The 17605-nt window shown below is 68.5% G+C and carries 13 protein-coding genes and 1 pseudogene; 13 read left to right on the forward strand and 1 reads right to left on the reverse strand.

Annotation, left to right across the window (positions count from 1 at the left end):
* The 10 genes and pseudogenes from LXM94_RS10795 to putA form a co-directional block, all read left to right on the forward strand.
* Positions 1–242: pseudogene (locus LXM94_RS10795) on the forward strand (hypothetical protein); the annotation flags it as partial.
* Between the two features lie 49 nt (positions 243–291).
* The gene (locus LXM94_RS10800; RefSeq protein ID WP_235771270.1) at positions 292–1347 is read left to right on the forward strand and encodes an acyltransferase family protein; all 1056 of its coding nucleotides are present in this window, start codon (positions 292–294) and stop codon (positions 1345–1347) included.
* 7 nt (positions 1348–1354) lie between these two features.
* Positions 1355–2395, forward strand: coding sequence for a glycoside hydrolase family 5 protein (locus LXM94_RS10805; RefSeq protein ID WP_235771271.1), 1041 nt, complete (start codon positions 1355–1357; stop codon positions 2393–2395).
* Between the two features lie 111 nt (positions 2396–2506).
* On the forward strand, positions 2507–4138 hold the full coding sequence (locus tag LXM94_RS10810; RefSeq protein ID WP_235771272.1) for a GumC family protein: 1632 nt from the start codon (positions 2507–2509) through the stop codon (positions 4136–4138).
* Between the two features lie 151 nt (positions 4139–4289).
* Positions 4290–4544: an acyl carrier protein gene (locus LXM94_RS10815; protein WP_235771273.1), complete on the forward strand. Its 255-nt coding sequence runs from the start codon at positions 4290–4292 to the stop codon at positions 4542–4544.
* Entirely contained in the window at positions 4541–5713 is a 1173-nt protein-coding gene (locus tag LXM94_RS10820) for an acyl-CoA dehydrogenase family protein (protein ID WP_235771274.1), read from the forward strand. Before LXM94_RS10815 ends, LXM94_RS10820 begins: the two co-directional genes overlap by 4 nt.
* Positions 5714–5717: 4 nt before the next feature.
* Positions 5718–6629, forward strand: a complete 912-nt coding sequence (locus tag LXM94_RS10825; RefSeq protein ID WP_235771275.1) for an amino acid--[acyl-carrier-protein] ligase — start codon at positions 5718–5720, stop codon at positions 6627–6629.
* On the forward strand, positions 6626–7606 hold the full coding sequence (locus LXM94_RS10830) for a DUF1839 family protein (RefSeq protein WP_235771330.1): 981 nt from the start codon (positions 6626–6628) through the stop codon (positions 7604–7606). Before LXM94_RS10825 ends, LXM94_RS10830 begins: the two co-directional genes overlap by 4 nt.
* Before the next feature lie 22 nt (positions 7607–7628).
* The gene (locus LXM94_RS10835; protein ID WP_235771276.1) at positions 7629–10073 is read left to right on the forward strand and encodes a glycosyl hydrolase 2 galactose-binding domain-containing protein; all 2445 of its coding nucleotides are present in this window, start codon (positions 7629–7631) and stop codon (positions 10071–10073) included.
* A gap of 273 nt (positions 10074–10346) precedes the next feature.
* Entirely contained in the window at positions 10347–14030 is a 3684-nt protein-coding gene (gene putA, locus LXM94_RS10840) for a trifunctional transcriptional regulator/proline dehydrogenase/L-glutamate gamma-semialdehyde dehydrogenase (RefSeq protein WP_235771278.1), read from the forward strand.
* Between the two features lie 56 nt (positions 14031–14086).
* Here the strand turns inward: putA and LXM94_RS10845 are convergent, their stop codons facing one another.
* Positions 14087–14950, reverse strand: a complete 864-nt coding sequence (locus tag LXM94_RS10845) for a glycosyltransferase family 2 protein (protein ID WP_235771280.1) — start codon at positions 14948–14950, stop codon at positions 14087–14089.
* Positions 14951–15162: 212 nt separating this feature from the next.
* Here LXM94_RS10845 and recF point away from each other — a divergent pair, with 212 nt between their 5' ends.
* Genes recF through LXM94_RS10860 form a run of 3 tightly spaced genes read left to right on the forward strand, consistent with a single transcriptional unit; the run spans position 15163 to position 17560 of the window.
* On the forward strand, positions 15163–16308 hold the full coding sequence (recF, locus tag LXM94_RS10850; protein WP_268965088.1) for a DNA replication/repair protein RecF: 1146 nt from the start codon (positions 15163–15165) through the stop codon (positions 16306–16308).
* 13 nt (positions 16309–16321) lie between these two features.
* On the forward strand, positions 16322–17092 hold the full coding sequence (moeB, locus tag LXM94_RS10855; protein WP_235771282.1) for a molybdopterin-synthase adenylyltransferase MoeB: 771 nt from the start codon (positions 16322–16324) through the stop codon (positions 17090–17092).
* Positions 17093–17560 (forward strand): GNAT family N-acetyltransferase, encoded by a 468-nt coding sequence (locus LXM94_RS10860; protein ID WP_235771284.1) that lies wholly within the window; start codon positions 17093–17095, stop codon positions 17558–17560.
* Positions 17561–17605: the final 45 nt, after the last annotated feature.

The raw sequence follows: 17605 nt of genomic DNA on the forward strand, positions 1-17605 counted from the left end.
GGCTGTTCGTCTGCCTCTTCCCGGCCGGCCGGACGCCCGAGCAGCGCCGCTTCGCGCATTTACTTTCTGTTTTTCTTTTCGTGAACATGATGATCGGCGGTAACGCCGTATTCTCGATCAAGGTGGCTGCGCTGCTTTGGTTCCTGGCCGGCTATCTGAAATTCGCGCCGGCCGGCCGGACCGTCCAGATCCGGACCGGCGCGCTGCCGGCAGGCGCGGCGCCCGTCCGCAAGCGGGTGTAGCGGCGGGCGAGGCCATCGCCGATGGCCGCCGAGACGTTCAGGGTAGGCAATGCTCGTACAGCTTCAGTATCTGCGCGCGGTCGCCGCCTTGATGGTGGTCTATTTCCACGCGATCCTCCAGCTTCGCAATCTGCAGCCGGATGCGGTGATGAACGGCTTCCTGCTCGGCAAGAGCGGTGTCGACCTGTTCTTCGTGCTGAGCGGCTTCGTCATGTGGATCACCACGGCCGACCGCCCGATCGGCACGCGCGAATTCTACGTGCGGCGCATCGTGCGCATCGCACCGCTCTACTGGGCACTGACGCTCGCAGCCGCGGCCGCGGCCCTCGTCATCCCTTCGGCGCTGAAATCGACGGTCTTCGACCCGCCGCATGTCGTCGCCAGCCTGTTCTTCCTGCCCTGGATCAATCCGGCCGACGCGGCCGGCACGATGATCGCGCCCGTCATCGTCCCGGGCTGGACGCTGAACTACGAAATGTATTTCTACCTGCTGTTCGGCGCGCTTCTCGGCCTGTCGAAAGCGGTCCGCCCCTTCGCGCTGGCCGGCCTGCTTCTCGCGGTCTTCGGCCTCTGCAGGTTGCTGCCGCCCGACCTCACCGCCGCCCGCTTCTACGGCGATTCGGTGGTCTTCGAATTCGTCATCGGCGTCTTCCTCGGCAAGCTCTATCTCGATGGCCGGCGGATTTCCGCGGCTGTCGCCTGGCCGCTCATCGCGCTCGCCGCGGCGGCCATGCTCTGGAACGACTGGATGGAATGGCAGCTGCCGCGCCTGCTCACGGTCGGGTTGCCGGCGGCGGTCGTCGTCGGCTCTTTCGCGCTCCTCGACCTCTCCCGCAAGCCGGCGATCGGCTGGCTGAGCCATCTCGGAGACGCGTCCTTCAGCCTTTACCTCTGCCATGTCTTCGTGCTCGCCGGCGCGCGCATGGTCCATGGCTGGCTGCCCTTCGCGTGGATGCGCCACGAGGGGCCTTTCCTTCTCTTCTGCCTGCTGTCCTCGACCGTCGTCGCCGTCATCCTCCACAATCTCTTCGAGAAGCCGGTCGACCGGTACCTGCGCAGCCGCCGGCGGGCACCGGCCCGGCTGTCGCCTGCGACGCCGGTGTAGGCGCGCCATGCGACCATCCCTCGCCATCCTGCTTTCCGCAGCCTTCGCCGTCCGTCCCTCGGCCGCCGCCGCCGACCTCTGCTTCACCGGCGTCAACATCTCGGGTGCCGAATATGGCGACCGCGGCGGCGTCGAGGGAGCCAACTTCATCTACCCGTCGGAGAAGACGGTTGCCTATTTCGCCGGCAAGGGCATGAACATCGTCCGGCTTCCCTTCTCGTGGGACCGCCTGCAGCCGACGCTCGGCAGCCCGCTGAGCGGCGCCGAACTCGACCGGCTGAAGGCGTCGGTCGAAATGATCCGGGCGAACGGCATGACGGTCCTGCTCGACCCGCATGCTTTCGGCTACTACGACAAGGCGCGGATCGGTTCGCCCGAAGTGCCGGAATTCGCCTTCGCCGATTTCTGGACGCGGTTCGCCGCCGAATTCGCCAACGAGCCGGACATCCTGTTCGGCCTGATGAACGAGCCCTACGACATCCCGGCCTCCGACTGGCTGCGCATGGCGAACGGCGCGATCGCCGGCATCCGGGGCATCGGCGCCCGGAACCTTATCCTCGTCCCGGGCACACGCTGGAGCGGTGCCCATGGCTGGCGGGAGGACCATCCGGGCGGTTCGAATGCCGAGATCATGCGTGGTGTGAAGGATCCCGTCGACAACTACGCCTACGAATTCCACCAGTACATGGACGCCGATTCGTCGGGCACCGCGGGCGGCTGCGCGGCGGCCGGCACCGCCAATGACGCGCTGGTCGACGTGACCGCCTGGCTGCGCGAGACCGGCAGGAAGGGGTTCCTCGGCGAATTCGGCGGCTCGCAGGACGACGCGTGCCTTGCGGGCCTGCGGGCCATGACGGCGACCCTGAGCGAGAATGCCGACGCCTGGCTGGGCTGGAGCTACTGGGCCGCCGGCGAGTGGTGGTCGCCGGACGAGATCAACAACGTGCAACCGACGGCGAAGGGCGAGCGCCGCCAGCTTTCGGCGCTGCCGCTGACGCCGAGGGATGCGCGCCACTCCCCCGCCTGTATGACTTTGCCGCCGTCCTAGACCCGCGCGGGTCCACAAAGACCTCGGGGAGTTACCCTCCGTTAACCATACGGAAATAGATTCTGAACCGGATCGCAGGCCGGTCCCGCCGACGAATCGACTGGATTTGTGATGAGCCGAGCTGCAGACGACGACCACGAGTTGGTGCCCGCGGGCTGGCGCCGCGGGCGGCCCGTGCCGACGCCGCGGTCCGCTGCGCGTCGCAGCCCCGTGGTGAAGGTCGCGGACTACACGGCCCGAAAGGCCGAACCCGGCCCGGCGCGGCCGCCGGAAAGTCCGGCCGACGATATGCCGGACCTGCAGATCGACGCCGCAACCCGGGCGCCTGTCGAACCACCGGCCGACATCCGCGTCGCCGAGGAAAATCCGCCGATCGGGCGGAGGTCGATCGACGGCGCCGCGATCCTCGACCTCAGGACGCTGCTGCGCGCCGTCTGGACGCACCGCTTGCTGATCGTCGGCCTCATGGCCGTCTTCGCCATGCTCGGCGGCCTGCTCGTGCCCTTGGCGCCGAAGACATACACGGCACAGACCAGCCTCTATTTCGACCCGCGCCAGATCGAGCTGACGGACACCAATTCGCAAAACGCCATTTCGTCCGAAGTCATCGTCTCGATGATCAACAGCCAGGCGAAGATCCTCACCTCGCCGAAGGTCATCGGCGCGGTGGTGGACAGGCTGAAGCTTTCGGACAGCCCGGTCTTTTCCCGCGTCAGGGGCGAGCCGGACGAACGCAAGGCGACCATCGTGGGCCTGATCCAGCGCGCCGCGACGGTGGACCTTGAAACCAGCTCCTATGTCGTCACCCTGTCGGTCGCGACGGCGGACGGCGGCGTTTCGGCCGAGATCGCCAATGCGCTGGTCGGCACCTTCCTCGAGGAGGAGAACCGCGCCTTTTCCTCGCTCTACCAGACGACGAATTCCGCGCTCGACAGCCGCCTTCGCGAACTCAGCGAAGAGGTGCAGCAGGCGGAGGAAGCCGTCGAGACCTACAAGGCCAGCAACGACATGGTGACGGCCGACGGCAATCTCATTGCCGACCAGCGGCTGGTGCAGCTCAACGAACTGCTCACCACGACCCAGAAGGCATCGATCGAGGCGAAGGCGAAGCTGGATGCGGCTGCGAAGCTGAAGCTCGAGGATGCGATCTCGACGAACAGCCAGTCCGAGATTTCGGCGACGCTCACCGATCTCAGGCGGCAGTACGCGACGCAGGCCGCGGCGGTCGGAAGCCTCGCAAGCAGCATGGGTGCCCGCCATCCGTCGCTGCTGGCGGCGCAGGCTTCGCTCCAGGGCCTGAAGGGCGAGATCGAGGCGGAGCTGCAACGCAACCTTGCGCGGGCGAAAGCCGATCTCGCACAGACCCAGCAGGCCGAACAGCAGGTCGCCAAGGAACTCGCGGTGCAGAAGTCGCTGCAGAACAACACGCTGCAGCGCCAGGTGGGGCTGAACGACCTGCAGCGGCGCGCCACGGCCGCCCGCGACATCTACGAGGCCGTCCTGAAGCGGGTCCGCGAGACCAGCGAGGAGAAGAATCTCGCGCGCAGCAACATCCGCGTGCTGTCGGAAGCCTCGCCGCCGGCAAAGGCGGACGGACCCGGCCGCAGCATGCTTCTCGTCGCCGGCATCGTCGCCGGTTCCATTCTCGGCTTCGGCCTCGGCCTTCTTATCGCGCTTGCACGAAGTCTCGCCGCCAACCCGCGCTTTCGCGCCGGGTTTGCCGATTTGACACGCACGCCCTGAGCGATGTCCAACTTGATACAATAACGCCGGTTGATTTCACCGATTCTTATCCATGTCCCTTTAACCGATCTTATCGCCCCCTCCTGTATGGATCGCAGCAACGACGACGCATGACGCGTGGTGCCGACGAAAAGAAGAGGAGTGCGAGGACATGCGAGAGAAGATCAGAGACTTGCTGGCGAAACACGGGGGGCTCCCGGTTGCGGTCGACCAGATCGCCGACGAGGCGGACCTCTACGCGGCGGGCATGTCGTCCTTCGCCTCGGTGCAGATCATGCTGGCGATCGAAGAGGCCTTCGACATCGAGTTTCCCGACAATCTCCTGAACCGCAAGTCCTTCCAGAGCATCGCCGCCATCGGCCGCACGGTCGCGGGCCTGCTCGGCACGGCGGAGGCAGCCGAATGAACATGTCCACCCACGCGAGCCTCGCGGAGCGCGCCGCGCGCGTCGCCGTGGTGGCTGCCGCCCATGCGGAGGCCGTCGACGCGGAAGGGCGCTTCCCCCGCGAGGCGATCGATGCCATGGCGGCCGAACGGCTGCTGTCGATCCAGGTCCCGCGGGATCTCGGCGGCGAAGGGGCCGGTTTCTCGGAGATCGCGGAGGTCTGCTGCACGCTCGGCCAGTCCTGCGCCGCCGCCGCCATGGTCTTCGCCATGCACCACATCAAACTCTCCAGCCTCGTGTCGCACGGCGCCGAGAGCGAATGGCATCGCGCTTTCATGCGGCGCGTCGCCGACGAGCAGCTCCTGCTCGCCTCCGCCACCACGGAAGGCGGCATCGGCGGCAACCTGCGCAACAGTCTCTGCGCCATCGAAGTCGACGGCGAGCGCTGCCGGCTGGAGAAGGACGCCACCGTCATCTCCTACGGTGCCCATGCCGACGCGATCCTGATCACCTCGCGCGCCCACAAGGACGCGCCGTCGACCGACCAGGTCATGACCGTCTTCACGAGGGACCAGTACACGATCGAGCGCACCCATGTCTGGGACACGCTCGGCATGCGCGGCACCTGTTCGGACGGCTTCCTGTTCAAGGGCGAGGCCCCTGCGGAACAGATCCTGCCGAAGCCCTTCGCCGAGATCGCCGCCCAGTCGATGCTGGCGGCCTCGCACCTGCTCTGGAGCGGCGTGTGGTACGGCATCGCCGTCAACGCGGTCACCCGCGCGCAGGGTTTCGTCCGTGCGGCGGCCCGCAAGAGCCCCGGCACGCCGCCGCCCGGTGCGCTCAGGCTCGCCGAAGCCTCGAACCTGCTGCAGATGATGAAGTCCAACGTGATCGCGGGCCTGCGCGAATACGAGGCGGCGAGCCTCGATCCGGACCGCCTGTCCTCGATGGGTTTCGCCGTCGCGATGAACAACGTCAAGATCGCGTCTTCGGAGACGGTGCTCGCGATCGTCAATCACGCCATGCTGATCTGCGGCATCATGGGCTACAAGAACGGCACGCCGTTCAGTCTCGGCCGGCACCTGCGCGACGCGCATTCCGCCCAGCTCATGATCTCCAACGACCGCATTCTCGGCAACACGTCGAACCTGCTTCTGGTGCAGAAGCAGGACACGAGCCTTCTGGGGTGACGCCATGGACATGAAAACCTCTTTCCTCGACCGGCTGTTCGATGCCGGACTGCTCATCGAAACGGGCGTCGACGGCCTCTATGGCCGCAGCGGCCGGTTCGAGGACGTGATCCTCGCCTTCGAGCGGCTGATCGACGCCTTCGGCGGCAGTGACGGTGCGGAGGCGATGCGCTTCCCGCCCGGCATGAACCGCGCCTTCTTCGAGCAGAGCGGCTATATGAAGAGCTTCCCGCAGCTCGCCGGCACCGTGCACTCTTTCTGCGGCAACGAGCTCGACCACATGAGCCTCATCCGCTGCATGGAAGTGGGCGAGGACGACTGGACGAAGGACCAGAAGGCGACGGACATCGTTCTGACCCCGGCCGCCTGCTACCCGCTCTATCCGACGGTTGCCCGGCGCGGTCCGCTGCCGGTCGACGGCGCGCTCTTCGACCTCCAGTCCTATTGCTTCCGCCACGAGCCCTCGACGGATCCGGCCCGCCAGCAGCTCTTCCGCATGCGCGAATATGTCTGCATGGGCACGGAGAAACACGTCACCGACTTCCGCCAGACCTGGATGGATCGCGGCGTCGAGATGATGGAGGCGGTCGGCCTCGACGTCACGATCGACGTGGCGAACGACCCCTTCTTCGGCCGCGCCGGCAAGATGATGGTGAACAACCAGCGCGACCAGAACCTGAAATTCGAGCTCCTGATCCCGATCACCTCCGTCGCCAAGCCGACGGCCTGCATGAGCTTCAACTACCACCAGGATTCCTTCGGCCTGAAATGGGGGCTGAACCTCGCGGACGGCAGCGTGGCGCACACGGCCTGTGTCGGCTTCGGGCTGGAACGCATCGCGCTCGCGCTCTTCCACCACCACGGCCTCGACGTTGCCGACTGGCCGGAAAAGGTACGGAAAACGCTGTGGAAATGACCGTCAAGCGCCACGCGGTGTGGACGGGGCTCGACCCCGCCGCCTACGCCGCCCATCCGCTCCACACGGGCGAACGCATGTGGCCGGAGACGAACTGCTACGTCGACCTGTGGATCGAGGTACTGAACGCCTTCGGCACGGCGCCCGAAGCGATGCTCGGCTTCACGCTGGCGCAGGACTTCGAGGGCGACCAGTTCACCTTCTTCAAGGTGCCGCTCGAGGATCTCGAATCGCTCTACGGCATCCGCTGCACCGAGCTTGCCATCTACGACCGGGTCGAGGACCATGTGCTTGCGCAGATCGAGCGCGGCCGGCTTTGCCTCGTCGAGATGGACAGCTATTTCATGCCCGACACGCGCGGCGTCGCCTACCGGCAGGAGCACGGCAAGACGACGGTCGCGATCAACCGGCTCGACGTTTCCGGCCGCAGCATGGACTATTTCCACAATGCCGGCTTCTTCCGGCTGGAGGGCGACGATTTCGACGGCGTTTTCCACAGGAACGACGGTCCGGACGACCTGCCGTTCCTGCCCTACGCGGAATTCGCAAAGTTTCCGTCGCGCCCGACCGAGGCGGCAGGGCTGCGGAAAGAGGCGGCACGGCTGCTCGCCGTCCACGCCGCGCGCCGCCCGGCGAAGAACCCGGTCGCGGCCTTTTCCCGCGAGTTTCCGGCGCAGGTGGCAGCGGTCGCCGAGCGGCCCTTCGGCTTCTTCCACAAATACGCCTTCAACACGCTGCGCCAGCTCGGCGCCAATTTCGAGCTCGCCGCCAGCCATTTCGACTGGCTGGCACCGGACGGTTCGCTTGGCGGCGCGGCAACACATGCGCGACGCATCTCCGAAGTCGCCAAATCGGTGCAGTTCCAGCTTGCGCGCGCGGTGACGCGCCGGAAGTTCGAAACGCTGGCGACGGCGCTCGATCCGGCGGCCGAAGCCTGGGAGGCCCTCTTTGCGGAGCTCGGGAAACGCTTCGGGTGAGGCCGTGAGTCCGGCAACTGCGATGGCCGTACCCGCCACCGGCCGGCGGCTCGATGCCGGCTGGCGCCTCGTGCTGACGGAGGCCGGCGCCTGCGCCACACCCTTGGACATCGATCCGCAGGCCGACATGCTCGCCGCGCCCGTGCCGAGCACCGTTGCCGGCGCGCTGGAGCGGGCCGGGCGGTTCGACCGGACGGCTCCGGTGCCGCTCGACGGCGGCGATGCCTGGTACCTGCTCGATCTCGACGGCGAGGCGCCGGGCGAGGCCGTGCTGCGCTTCGAGGGCCTGGCGACGATCGCGGACATCTTCTGGAACGGCGCGCATATGCTGACCGTGCGCTCGATGTTCGTGCCGCAGGAGGTGCCGGTTTCGCTTACCGGCCGCGACCGCCTTTCCATCTGCTTCCGGGCGCTCGGGCCGGAACTCGACAGGCGCGGCCCCCGCGCGAGGTGGCGGCCGCAGATGATCACGCCGCAGGGCCTGCGCCTGCACCGCACCACGCTGCTCGGCCGCATGCCGGGCTGGTGTCCGCAGGTGCATGCGGTCGGTCCCTATCGGCCGGTCGTGCTCCTGAGGAAGGACGGGGCGATCCCGTCCGGCATCCGTCTGCAGGCGACGCTCGATGACGACGGCACCGGACGTCTCGCCGTGCATTTCGAGGCCGCGGGGCTGGCCGGCCCCGTGCTCCTCGAATGCGCCGGCGTGCAGGTCGCCATGGAGCGTGATGCCGGCGGCATGTTCCGGGGAAAGCTGGCGCTTGCCGGCGTCGCGCCCTGGTGGCCGCATACGCACGGAGACCCGACGCTGCATGCGGTCTTCGCGGTGATCGGTGGGCGGCGCGTCGCGCTCGGGCGCACCGGTTTCCGCCGCATCGCCGTCGACCGGGGGGCCGATGGCCGCGACTTCGCGCTTGTCGTCAATGGCGAGCGCATCTTCTGCCGCGGCGCGGTGTGGACGAATGCCGACATCGTCGACCTGCCGGGCGACGGCGACCGATACGCACCGCTCCTGCAGCTTGCCCGTGACGCCGGCATGAACATGCTGCGCGTCGGCGGCACCATGACCTACGAGACGCCGGCCTTCTTCGCGCTCTGCGACCGGCTCGGCATTCTCGTCTGGCAGGACCTGATGTTCGCGAATTTCGACTATCCCGTTCAGGACGCGGATTTCCTGGGCCTCGTGCACGAAGAAGTATCGGCCTTCCTCGCGGCCAATGCCGCCGCGCCGTCGCTTGCCGTCCTGTGCGGCGGCAGCGAGATGCACCAGCAGGGCGCCATGCTCGGCCTGCCCGAGACGGCGTGGCGCGGACCGCTGACCGGGGAGATCCTGCCGGCGCTCTGCGCCGAAGGCCGGCCGGACGTGCCCTATGTGCCGAACTCGCCGAGCGGCGGCGCCATGCCCTTCACACCGAATGCCGGCGTGACGCACTATTACGGCGTCGGGGCCTACTGCCGGCCGCTCGAGGATGCGCGCCGTGCCGGCGTACGTTTCGCCGCCGAGTGCCTTGCCTTTGCCAATGTGCCGGAGCCGGAGACGCTGGAACGCCATCTGCCGGTGCCGGCCGTGCACGACCCGCGCTGGAAAGCCCGCGTGCCGCGCGACCGCGGCGCCTCCTGGGACTTCGAGGACGTGCGCGACCACTATCTGGGCGATCTCTATGGCGTCGATCCCGCGCGGCTGAGGCGCGAGGAGCCGGCACGCTACCTGGATCTCTCGCGCGCCGTCACCGGCGAGGTGATCGAGGCGACGTTCGGCGAATGGCGCCGGCCGGGCTCCACCTGCAACGGCGCGCTCGTCTGGACCTTCCTCGACCTGCTGCCGGGCGCCGGCTGGGGCGCCGTCGACGCGACGGGCCGCCCGAAATCCGCCTGGTGGGCGATGAAACGCGCCTTCCGGCCGCTGCAGGTGCTGCTGTCCGACGAAGGCACCAACGGTCTCGATGTGCATGTCGTCAACGAGACGGCGGAGGTTCGTGCCGTGACCGTCGAACTCGCCTGCCTGCGCGACGGCCGCCTGCCGGTCGTCTCGGGTACGCGGAGCTTGGCGGTCGGTCCGCGCGGCGCGGCGACGCTTGCCGCCACCGATCTCTTCGGCGCCTTCTTCGACACGACCTATGCCTTCCGCTTCGGCCCGCCGGCGCACGACGCGACGGTCGCGCGGCTCCGCGACACGGAAACCGGCAGGCTCGTCGCCGAGGCCTTCCATTTTCCGCGCGGCCGCAGCGCCGCCCTTCGGGAGGCGCAGCTCAGCGTCGAACTGGCCGAAGGGGAGGGCGGCTGGTCGCTCGCCCTTGCCGCCGACCGTCTGGCGCAGACCGTCCATATCCGCATGGAGGGGGCGGTGCCGGACGACAACGGCTTCCATCTCGCACCGGGCACGCCGCGCGTGATCCCGCTTCACCATGCCGGGCGGCGTCCGACCGGCGAGATCGCCGGGCTCAACATCGCCGCTCCCGTCTCCTTCTGATTCATCGCTGCGATTGCCGGACAGGCCGCTCCGCCCTATCCTCGCGACGGTGTTTCCGCCCGCGCGGGCGCAGGGGACGTCCGGGCGGATGGCGAGTCCAAGGCGTTCTCCGTTGAAATAGCCAGGAAATCTGAGTTTTGTAGATAATTCCACCGCAGAAGTGCAAATTATCCCGCTATTTACGCGGTCTATCTGGCGGTAGAGACGGTTTGACGCGAGGGCGCCGGCGACGGGCCCCGCCAATGGCGATCACTCCTTCCGAGAGGCGAGACGATGTCCCTGGAATCCAGCCTGCCCCGCACTGCCGATGCTCCGGCCGGGCCGCTTGCCGCACTCGGCGCCCGAGCGCCCGAACGCCCGCCGCTGCGCCGCGCCATCACCGACCACTACCGTGCCCCCGAGGAAGGCTGCGTTGCGGCCCTGCTGCCGCTCGCGGCGATGAACGAGCAGGACGCCAGGGCGACCGAAGCGCTGGCGCGCCGGCTCGTCGAGGGTCTCCGGGCGAATGTCTCGCATGGCGGCGTGCAGGGTCTTGTGCACGAATATTCGCTGTCGAGCCAGGAGGGCGTGGCGCTGATGTGCCTTGCCGAGGCGCTGCTGCGGGTGCCCGACGCCGCGACGCGCGACGCGCTGATCCGCGACAAGATCGCCGGCGGCGACTGGCGCTCCCATCTCGGCAGGAGCGCGTCGCTGTTCGTCAACGCCGCGACCTGGGGTCTGGTCGTCACCGGCAAGCTCACCGCGACGACGAGCGAGACCAATCTCTCCTCCGCCCTGACGCGCCTGATCGCGCGCGGCGGCGAGCCGCTGATCCGCCGGGGCGTCGACATCGCCATGCGCATGATGGGCGAGCAGTTCGTCACCGGCCAGACGATCCAGGAGGCGCTGAGGAACAGCCGCTCCATGGAGGCGAAGGGCTTCCAGTATTCCTACGACATGCTGGGCGAGGCGGCGACGACGGCCGAGGATGCCGCACGTTACCTCAAGGACTACGAGACGGCGATCCACGCGATCGGCCAGGCCTCGGCCGGGCGCGGCGTCTATGGCGGCCCGGGCATCTCGATCAAGCTCTCGGCGCTGCATCCCCGCTACCAGCGCGCCAAGCGTGACCGCGTGCTCGGGGAACTGCTGCCGCGCGTGCAGATGCTGGCGAGGCTCGCCAGGCGCTATGACATCGGCCTCAACATCGACGCCGAGGAGGCGGACCGGCTGGAGCTCTCGCTCGACCTTCTGGAGGCGCTCGCCTTCGACAGGGACCTCGGCGACTGGAAGGGCCTCGGCTTCGTCATCCAGGCCTACCAGAAGCGCTGCCCCTTCGTGATCGACCACGTCATCGACCTCGCCCGCCGCTCCGGCCGGCGGCTGATGGTCCGCCTCGTCAAGGGCGCCTATTGGGACAGCGAGATCAAACGTGCCCAGGTGGACGGGCTCGACGGCTATCCGGTCTATACGCGCAAGGTGCACACGGATGTGTCCTACCTCGCCTGCGCCCGCAAGCTGCTGGCCGCGCCCGACGCGGTCTTCCCGCAGTTTGCCACCCACAACGCCTATTCGCTGGCGGCGATCATGACCATGGCGGGGCCGGATTTCACGATCGGCCGCTACGAGTTCCAGTGCCTGCACGGCATGGGCGAGCCGCTCTACAACCAGGTGGTCGGCAAGGGCAGGCTCGACCGGCCCTGCCGCATCTATGCGCCGGTCGGCACGCATGAGACGCTGCTCGCCTATCTGGTACGCCGCCTGCTCGAAAACGGTGCGAACTCCTCCTTCGTCAACCGCATCGCCGACGAGGCCGTGCCGGTGGCCGAGCTCGTCGAGAGCCCGGTCGACGTTGTGAAGCGGACGATCCCTCTCGGTGCGCCGCACGAGGCGATCCGGCACCCGGCGACGATCTTCGGCGAGAGCCGCCCCAATTCGAAGGGGATCGACCTGTCGAACGAAAACGTGCTGGAGGCGCTTGCCGCGGCGGTTGCCGAAAGCCGCAAGATCGCCTGGACGGCGGCGCCGACGATCACGCATGCAGCCGGCGCCGCGGGCCAGCCGGTGCGCAACCCGGCCGACCTGCAGGACCTTGTCGGCGACGTGCGCAACGCGACCGCCGAGGACGTTGCGGCCGCCTTTGCGTCTGCGTCGGCCGCGGCCGGTGCCTGGTCGGCGACGCCTGCCGTGAAGCGCGGCGCGGCGTTGCTGCGCGCGGCCGATGCCATGGAGGCGCGGATGGGCGTGCTGATCGGCCTGATCGTGCGCGAGGCCGGAAAGTCTTATCCGAACGCCATCGCCGAGGTGCGCGAGGCGGTCGACTTCCTGCGCTACTACGCCCGCGAGGCCGAACGCACGCTGGCGCAGGCATCGGCCCTCGGCCCGGTCGTCTGCATCAGCCCGTGGAACTTCCCGCTTGCGATCTTCACCGGCCAGGTGGCCGCGGCACTGGCCGCCGGCAATCCGGTGCTCGCCAAGCCGGCCGAGGAGACACCGCTGATCGCCGCCGAATCGGTGCGCCTGCTGCATGCGGCCGGAATCCCGCAGGACGTGCTGCATCTGGTGCCCGGCGCCGGCGACGTGGGCGCCGCGCTTGTCGGCGACGGGCGGACGGCGGGCGTGATGTTCACCGGCTCCACCGAGGTTGCCCGCCTGATCCAGAAGCAGCTCGCGGGCCGGCTGAATGCCGACGGGCAGCCGGTGCCGCTCGTCGCGGAGACGGGCGGGCAGAATGCGCTGGTCGTCGATTCGACGGCGCTGCCGGAGCAGGTCGTCGGCGACGTGATCGCGTCGGCCTTCGACAGCGCCGGCCAGCGTTGCTCGGCGCTGCGCGTGCTCTGCCTGCAGGAGGAAATCGCCGATCGCACGCTCGCCATGCTGCGCGGCGCGCTGGCCGAACTCGAGGTCGGCGATCCCTCCAGGCTTTCCGTCGACATCGGTCCGGTCATCACGGCGGAAGCGCGCGAGATCATCGAGGCGCATGTGGCGAGGATGAAGGCCGCCGGCCACCGCATCGAGCGCCTGCCGCTCGACGAAGCGACGGCGCGCGGCACCTTCGTCGCGCCGACCATGATCGAGATCGGCAGGATCGGCGACCTTGGCCGCGAGGTGTTCGGCCCCGTGCTGCATGTGATCCGCTATCGTCGCGAGGCGCTGGATGCGCTTCTGGCGGGGCTGAACGACACCGGCTATGGACTGACCTTCGGGCTACATACCCGCATCGACGAAACGATCGCCCATGTGGTCGACCGCATCGAGGCGGGCAACATCTACGTCAACCGCAACATCATCGGCGCGGTGGTCGGCGTACAGCCCTTCGGCGGCCGCGGGCTCTCCGGCACCGGCCCGAAGGCCGGCGGTCCGCTCTATCTCGGACGGCTCGTCGCAAAGCCGCCGCTCGATGCGCTGGCGGGCCATACGTCGTCGCGCAAACCGGCGGTCGCCGCCGCCTATGCGGCATGGGTCGCCGACAAGCACGGGGGAGCAGCAGCCGGGCGGTGCAAGGCCCTTCTCGACGCGACCGTGCTCGACCATTCGACGGACCTTGCCGGTCCCGTCGGCGAGAGCAATATCTATTCGCTGCATGCCCGCGGCCGCGTCGCGGCGCTGGCGACCGTGCCGGAGGAACTGCTGGTCGAGATCGGCGCGATCCTGGCCACGGGCAACGAGGCGGTGGTCGAGGCCGGCAATCCCGCGGCGGCCGCCCTCGACGACCTGCCGGTCGGCGTCTCGCGCCGCATCCGCATGGTGGCGGACTGGACGGCGGAACCCGGCCTCTCGGTCGTGCTGTTCGAGGGCGATGCCGATACGCTGGCGGCGATCGGAAAGCAGGCGGCAGCGCGCGACGGCGCCATCGTGCCGGTCTATCCGCGCCTGCCGGCAGGGGACTATCCGCTCGTGCGCCTGCTGGAGGAGCGCTCCGTCAGCATCAACACGACGGCGGCGGGCGGCAATGCGAACCTGATGACGATCGGCTGAGCCCGCGAACTCCCCCGAGGGTGGGGGCGGCGGCGATGCCGGGCCGGCCGCCGCCGTCAGCGCTTGCGCCAGCCGTCCCAGCGGCCGGCGAGGATCTGCGAGGAGCGGTAGGCCATGCGCGGCCGGCCGAGAAGCGAGTAGACGACCATGCCGGCGACGGGGCGCAGGAGCTTCGTGACGAAGAACGCGGGACTGTAGCGGTGCTTGCGCACGATATAGCCGAGACCGCCGCTGTAGGTTCTGATCTTGGCGATGTTGGCGTCGGTCGTGCGGTCGCCGCTGTCCTCGGGATGATGGCCGTAGAGGGCGGGATCGTAGGCGCCCCTTGCGCCGGTCTCCAGCAGGCTGAGCGCCAGGTCCTGCACCTCGTAGGCGCCCCAGCGCGTGCCGGCACCCGGTCCGATCCGCTCGTCGAAGCCGCCGGCCTTCTCGAAGGCCCGTCGCCTGACGCAGAAGACCCATTCGATCATCGTCGTCCAGACGTTGCGTGCGACGATCCTGGCCGGACGGCGCTCGAACGCGCCCATGATGTCCCGGCCGGATTCGTCGGCCGCGCGGCCGGCCACGAAATCGGCATCGTCCCAGGCGAGCCGGGTGCGCAGCCGCTGGAGAAAATCCTTCGGATACCAGCAGTCGTCGTCGGGAAACAGGAGCCAGTCGCCGGTCGCCCGCGACGCGCCGAGATTTCGCGCCCGGCAGACGCCCTGCTGAAGAGTGCGCAGATGGACGAGACGCAGTTTGCCGCGATGTTCGGCGAGCACCGGCTCGAGCCGGTCGTCCCCGTTCTGGTCGACGACGATGATCTCGATGTCGCTGCAGTTCTGGTTGACGACCGAGCGGAACAGCAGGTTCAGCTCGGTCGACCGGCCTATGGTGGCGACGACCATCGATATGAGGATCTGACACTCGTCTGGTGACATGGCGCGCCTTGACAATCCGCTGTTGCTCCGGCCGAAGACAGCGGACATGGAGTCTGCCGCAGTGTTAGGGATGAGACATTAACGCGCCATGAATCCGTGACCGCCGGCGCACGGCAACTGTCTCTTTCTGCTTCGACATTGCCGCTGGCGGGTACCGATCTTGCCATCGCGGACCGGAGGGCTTAGCTCTCTCGCGAACGATCGGACCCGCAATGCCCCACAAGGTTTCCCTCTCCCGCCTGAAGCTGACAGATTTCCGCAACTATGCGGCGCTGTCGCTGGAGCTCGACGCGCGGCACGTCGTGCTGGTCGGTCCGAACGGGGCGGGCAAGACCAATCTCATGGAGGCGGTCTCCTTCCTGTCCCCCGGTCGCGGCCTTCGCCGCGCCGTCTATGACGACGTGATCCGGGCCGGTTCGGGCGGCGGTTTTGCGATCTTCGCGGCCGTGGACGGCATGGAGGGCGAGGTCGAGATCGGAACCGGCACCGAAAGCCGCGACGAGAGCCAGACGCGCCGGCTGCGCATCAACGGCACGCCGGCGCGCTCCGCCGACGAGCTCACCGACCATCTCCGCGTCCTGTGGCTGACGCCCGCCATGGACGGCCTCTTCACCGGACCTTCGTCCGACCGGCGTCGTTTCCTCGACCGGCTGGTGCTGTCGCTCGATCCCTACCACGGCCGCCGCGCTGCGGATTTCGAGAAGGCGATGCGCAGCCGCAACCGGCTGCTGTCGGAACCCAGGCCCGACCGGGTCTGGCTCGACGGGCTGGAACGGCAGATGGCGGAGCTCGGCATCGCCATGGCCGTCGCCCGCGAGGAGCTCGTCGGCCTGCTGCGCGGCCTCGTCGAAACGGCGGCCGGCGACGAGACCTTCCCCCTGGCGCACCTCGCCCTCTCGGGTTTCCTCGACGGCGGGCTGCGGCGGCCCGCCGCCGAACTCGAGGAGCTTTATGCAGGGCTCCTGCGCGACGGCCGCCATCGCGACGCCGCCGCGGGCCGGACGCTCGACGGCCCGCATCGCAGCGACCTCGTCGTGCGCCACCGCCAGAAGGACATGGAGGCGGAACGCTGTTCGACGGGCGAGCAGAAGGCGCTGCTCGTCGGTCTCGTGCTCGCCCATGCCGGGCTCGTCGCCAACCTGACCGACCACGCGCCCGTGCTGCTGCTCGACGAAGTCGCGGCGCATCTCGACGAGGGGCGCCGCGCAGCACTCTTCGATCGCGTGTCCGACCTCGGCGGCCAGGCCTTCATGACCGGCACGGACCGGGCGATGTTTTCAGCGCTCGGCGACCGGGCGCAGCTTTTCGCGGTGGACAATGCCCGCGTGACGCCGACGGAATTCGGCGACGGGACTTAGCGGAGGACGGCTGATGAATGGATCGGAACCGTTGAACGAGGCGGAGATCGCCCGCTACCGGCGCCACATCGTGCTGCCGGAGATCGGCGGGGCGGGCCAGCAGCGGATGAAGAACGCGCGGGTGCTGGTGGTCGGGGCCGGCGGGCTCGGCGCGCCGGTGCTGCAATATCTCGCGGCCGCCGGCATCGGCCGCATCGGCATCGCCGACGACGACGCGGTCTCGCTGTCCAACCTGCAGCGGCAGGTGATCCACGACACGGCTTCGATCGGCAAGCCGAAGACGGAAAGTGCCGCGGCGGCGATCGCCCGGCTCAACCCGCATGTCGAGGTCGGGCTGCATCACCTGCGCCTGACCGGGGAGGCGGCACGCACCCTGCTTGCGGACTACGACATCCTTGTCGACGGCTCCGACAATTTCGAGACGCGCTATGCCATGGCGGATGCCGCCGAAGCGGCCGAAAGGCCGCTCGTCACCGGCGCGGTCGGCCGGTTCGACGGCTCGCTGACCGTGCTGAAGCCCTGGGAACAGGGTGCGGACGGACGGCGGAACCCGTCCTACCGCGATCTCTTTCCGACGGCGCCGCCGCCGGGCGCCGTGCCGTCCTGCGCCGAGGCCGGTATCGTCGGCGCGCTGACGGGCGTGATCGGCACGCTGATGGCGATGGAGGTCATCAAACTGGTGACCGGCGCCGGCGATCCGCTGGTCGGCAGGCTCCTGCTCTATGACGGGCTGGCGGCGCGCTTCGAGGTGATGCGCTACCGCCGGCGCGGCGGCCCCGCCTAGATGGAGATCCGACGGCTCGACGCGGGCTTCGACCGCTACGACGAACTGCTGGCGCTCATCCTGTCGGCCTTCGCCGTCATGGACGGGCGCATCGATCCGCCCTCCTCGGCGCATCGGCTGACGCCTGACGGTCTCAAGGAGAAGGCGCGCGCCGAGATCGTCTTCCTGGCAGCCGATGCCGCAAGGCTCCTCGGCTGCATCTTCTGCCGGCCGGAGCCGGCCTGTCTCTATGTCGGCAAGCTCGCGGTGTTGCCGCAGGCGCAGGGGAGCGGCATCGGCCGTGCGCTGATGGCCGCGGCGGAGCGCGAAGCGGAAGCGCGTGGATTGCCCGCGCTCCGCCTCGAAACACGGGTCGAACTCGTCGAGAACCATCGATGCTTCATGCGATGGGGCTTCGAGATGACGGCCGAGAACCGGCATCCCGGATACGATCGCACGACGTCCATCGAGATGACGAAACGGCTCTGACCGAGGCGATCCCCGCTTCGGCGTCGGATAATGCGGCAAAAACAA

The sequence above is a fragment of the Rhizobium alarense genome (assembly GCF_021555155.1).
Classification (GTDB): Bacteria; Pseudomonadota; Alphaproteobacteria; order Rhizobiales; family Rhizobiaceae; genus Rhizobium_D; species Rhizobium_D alarense.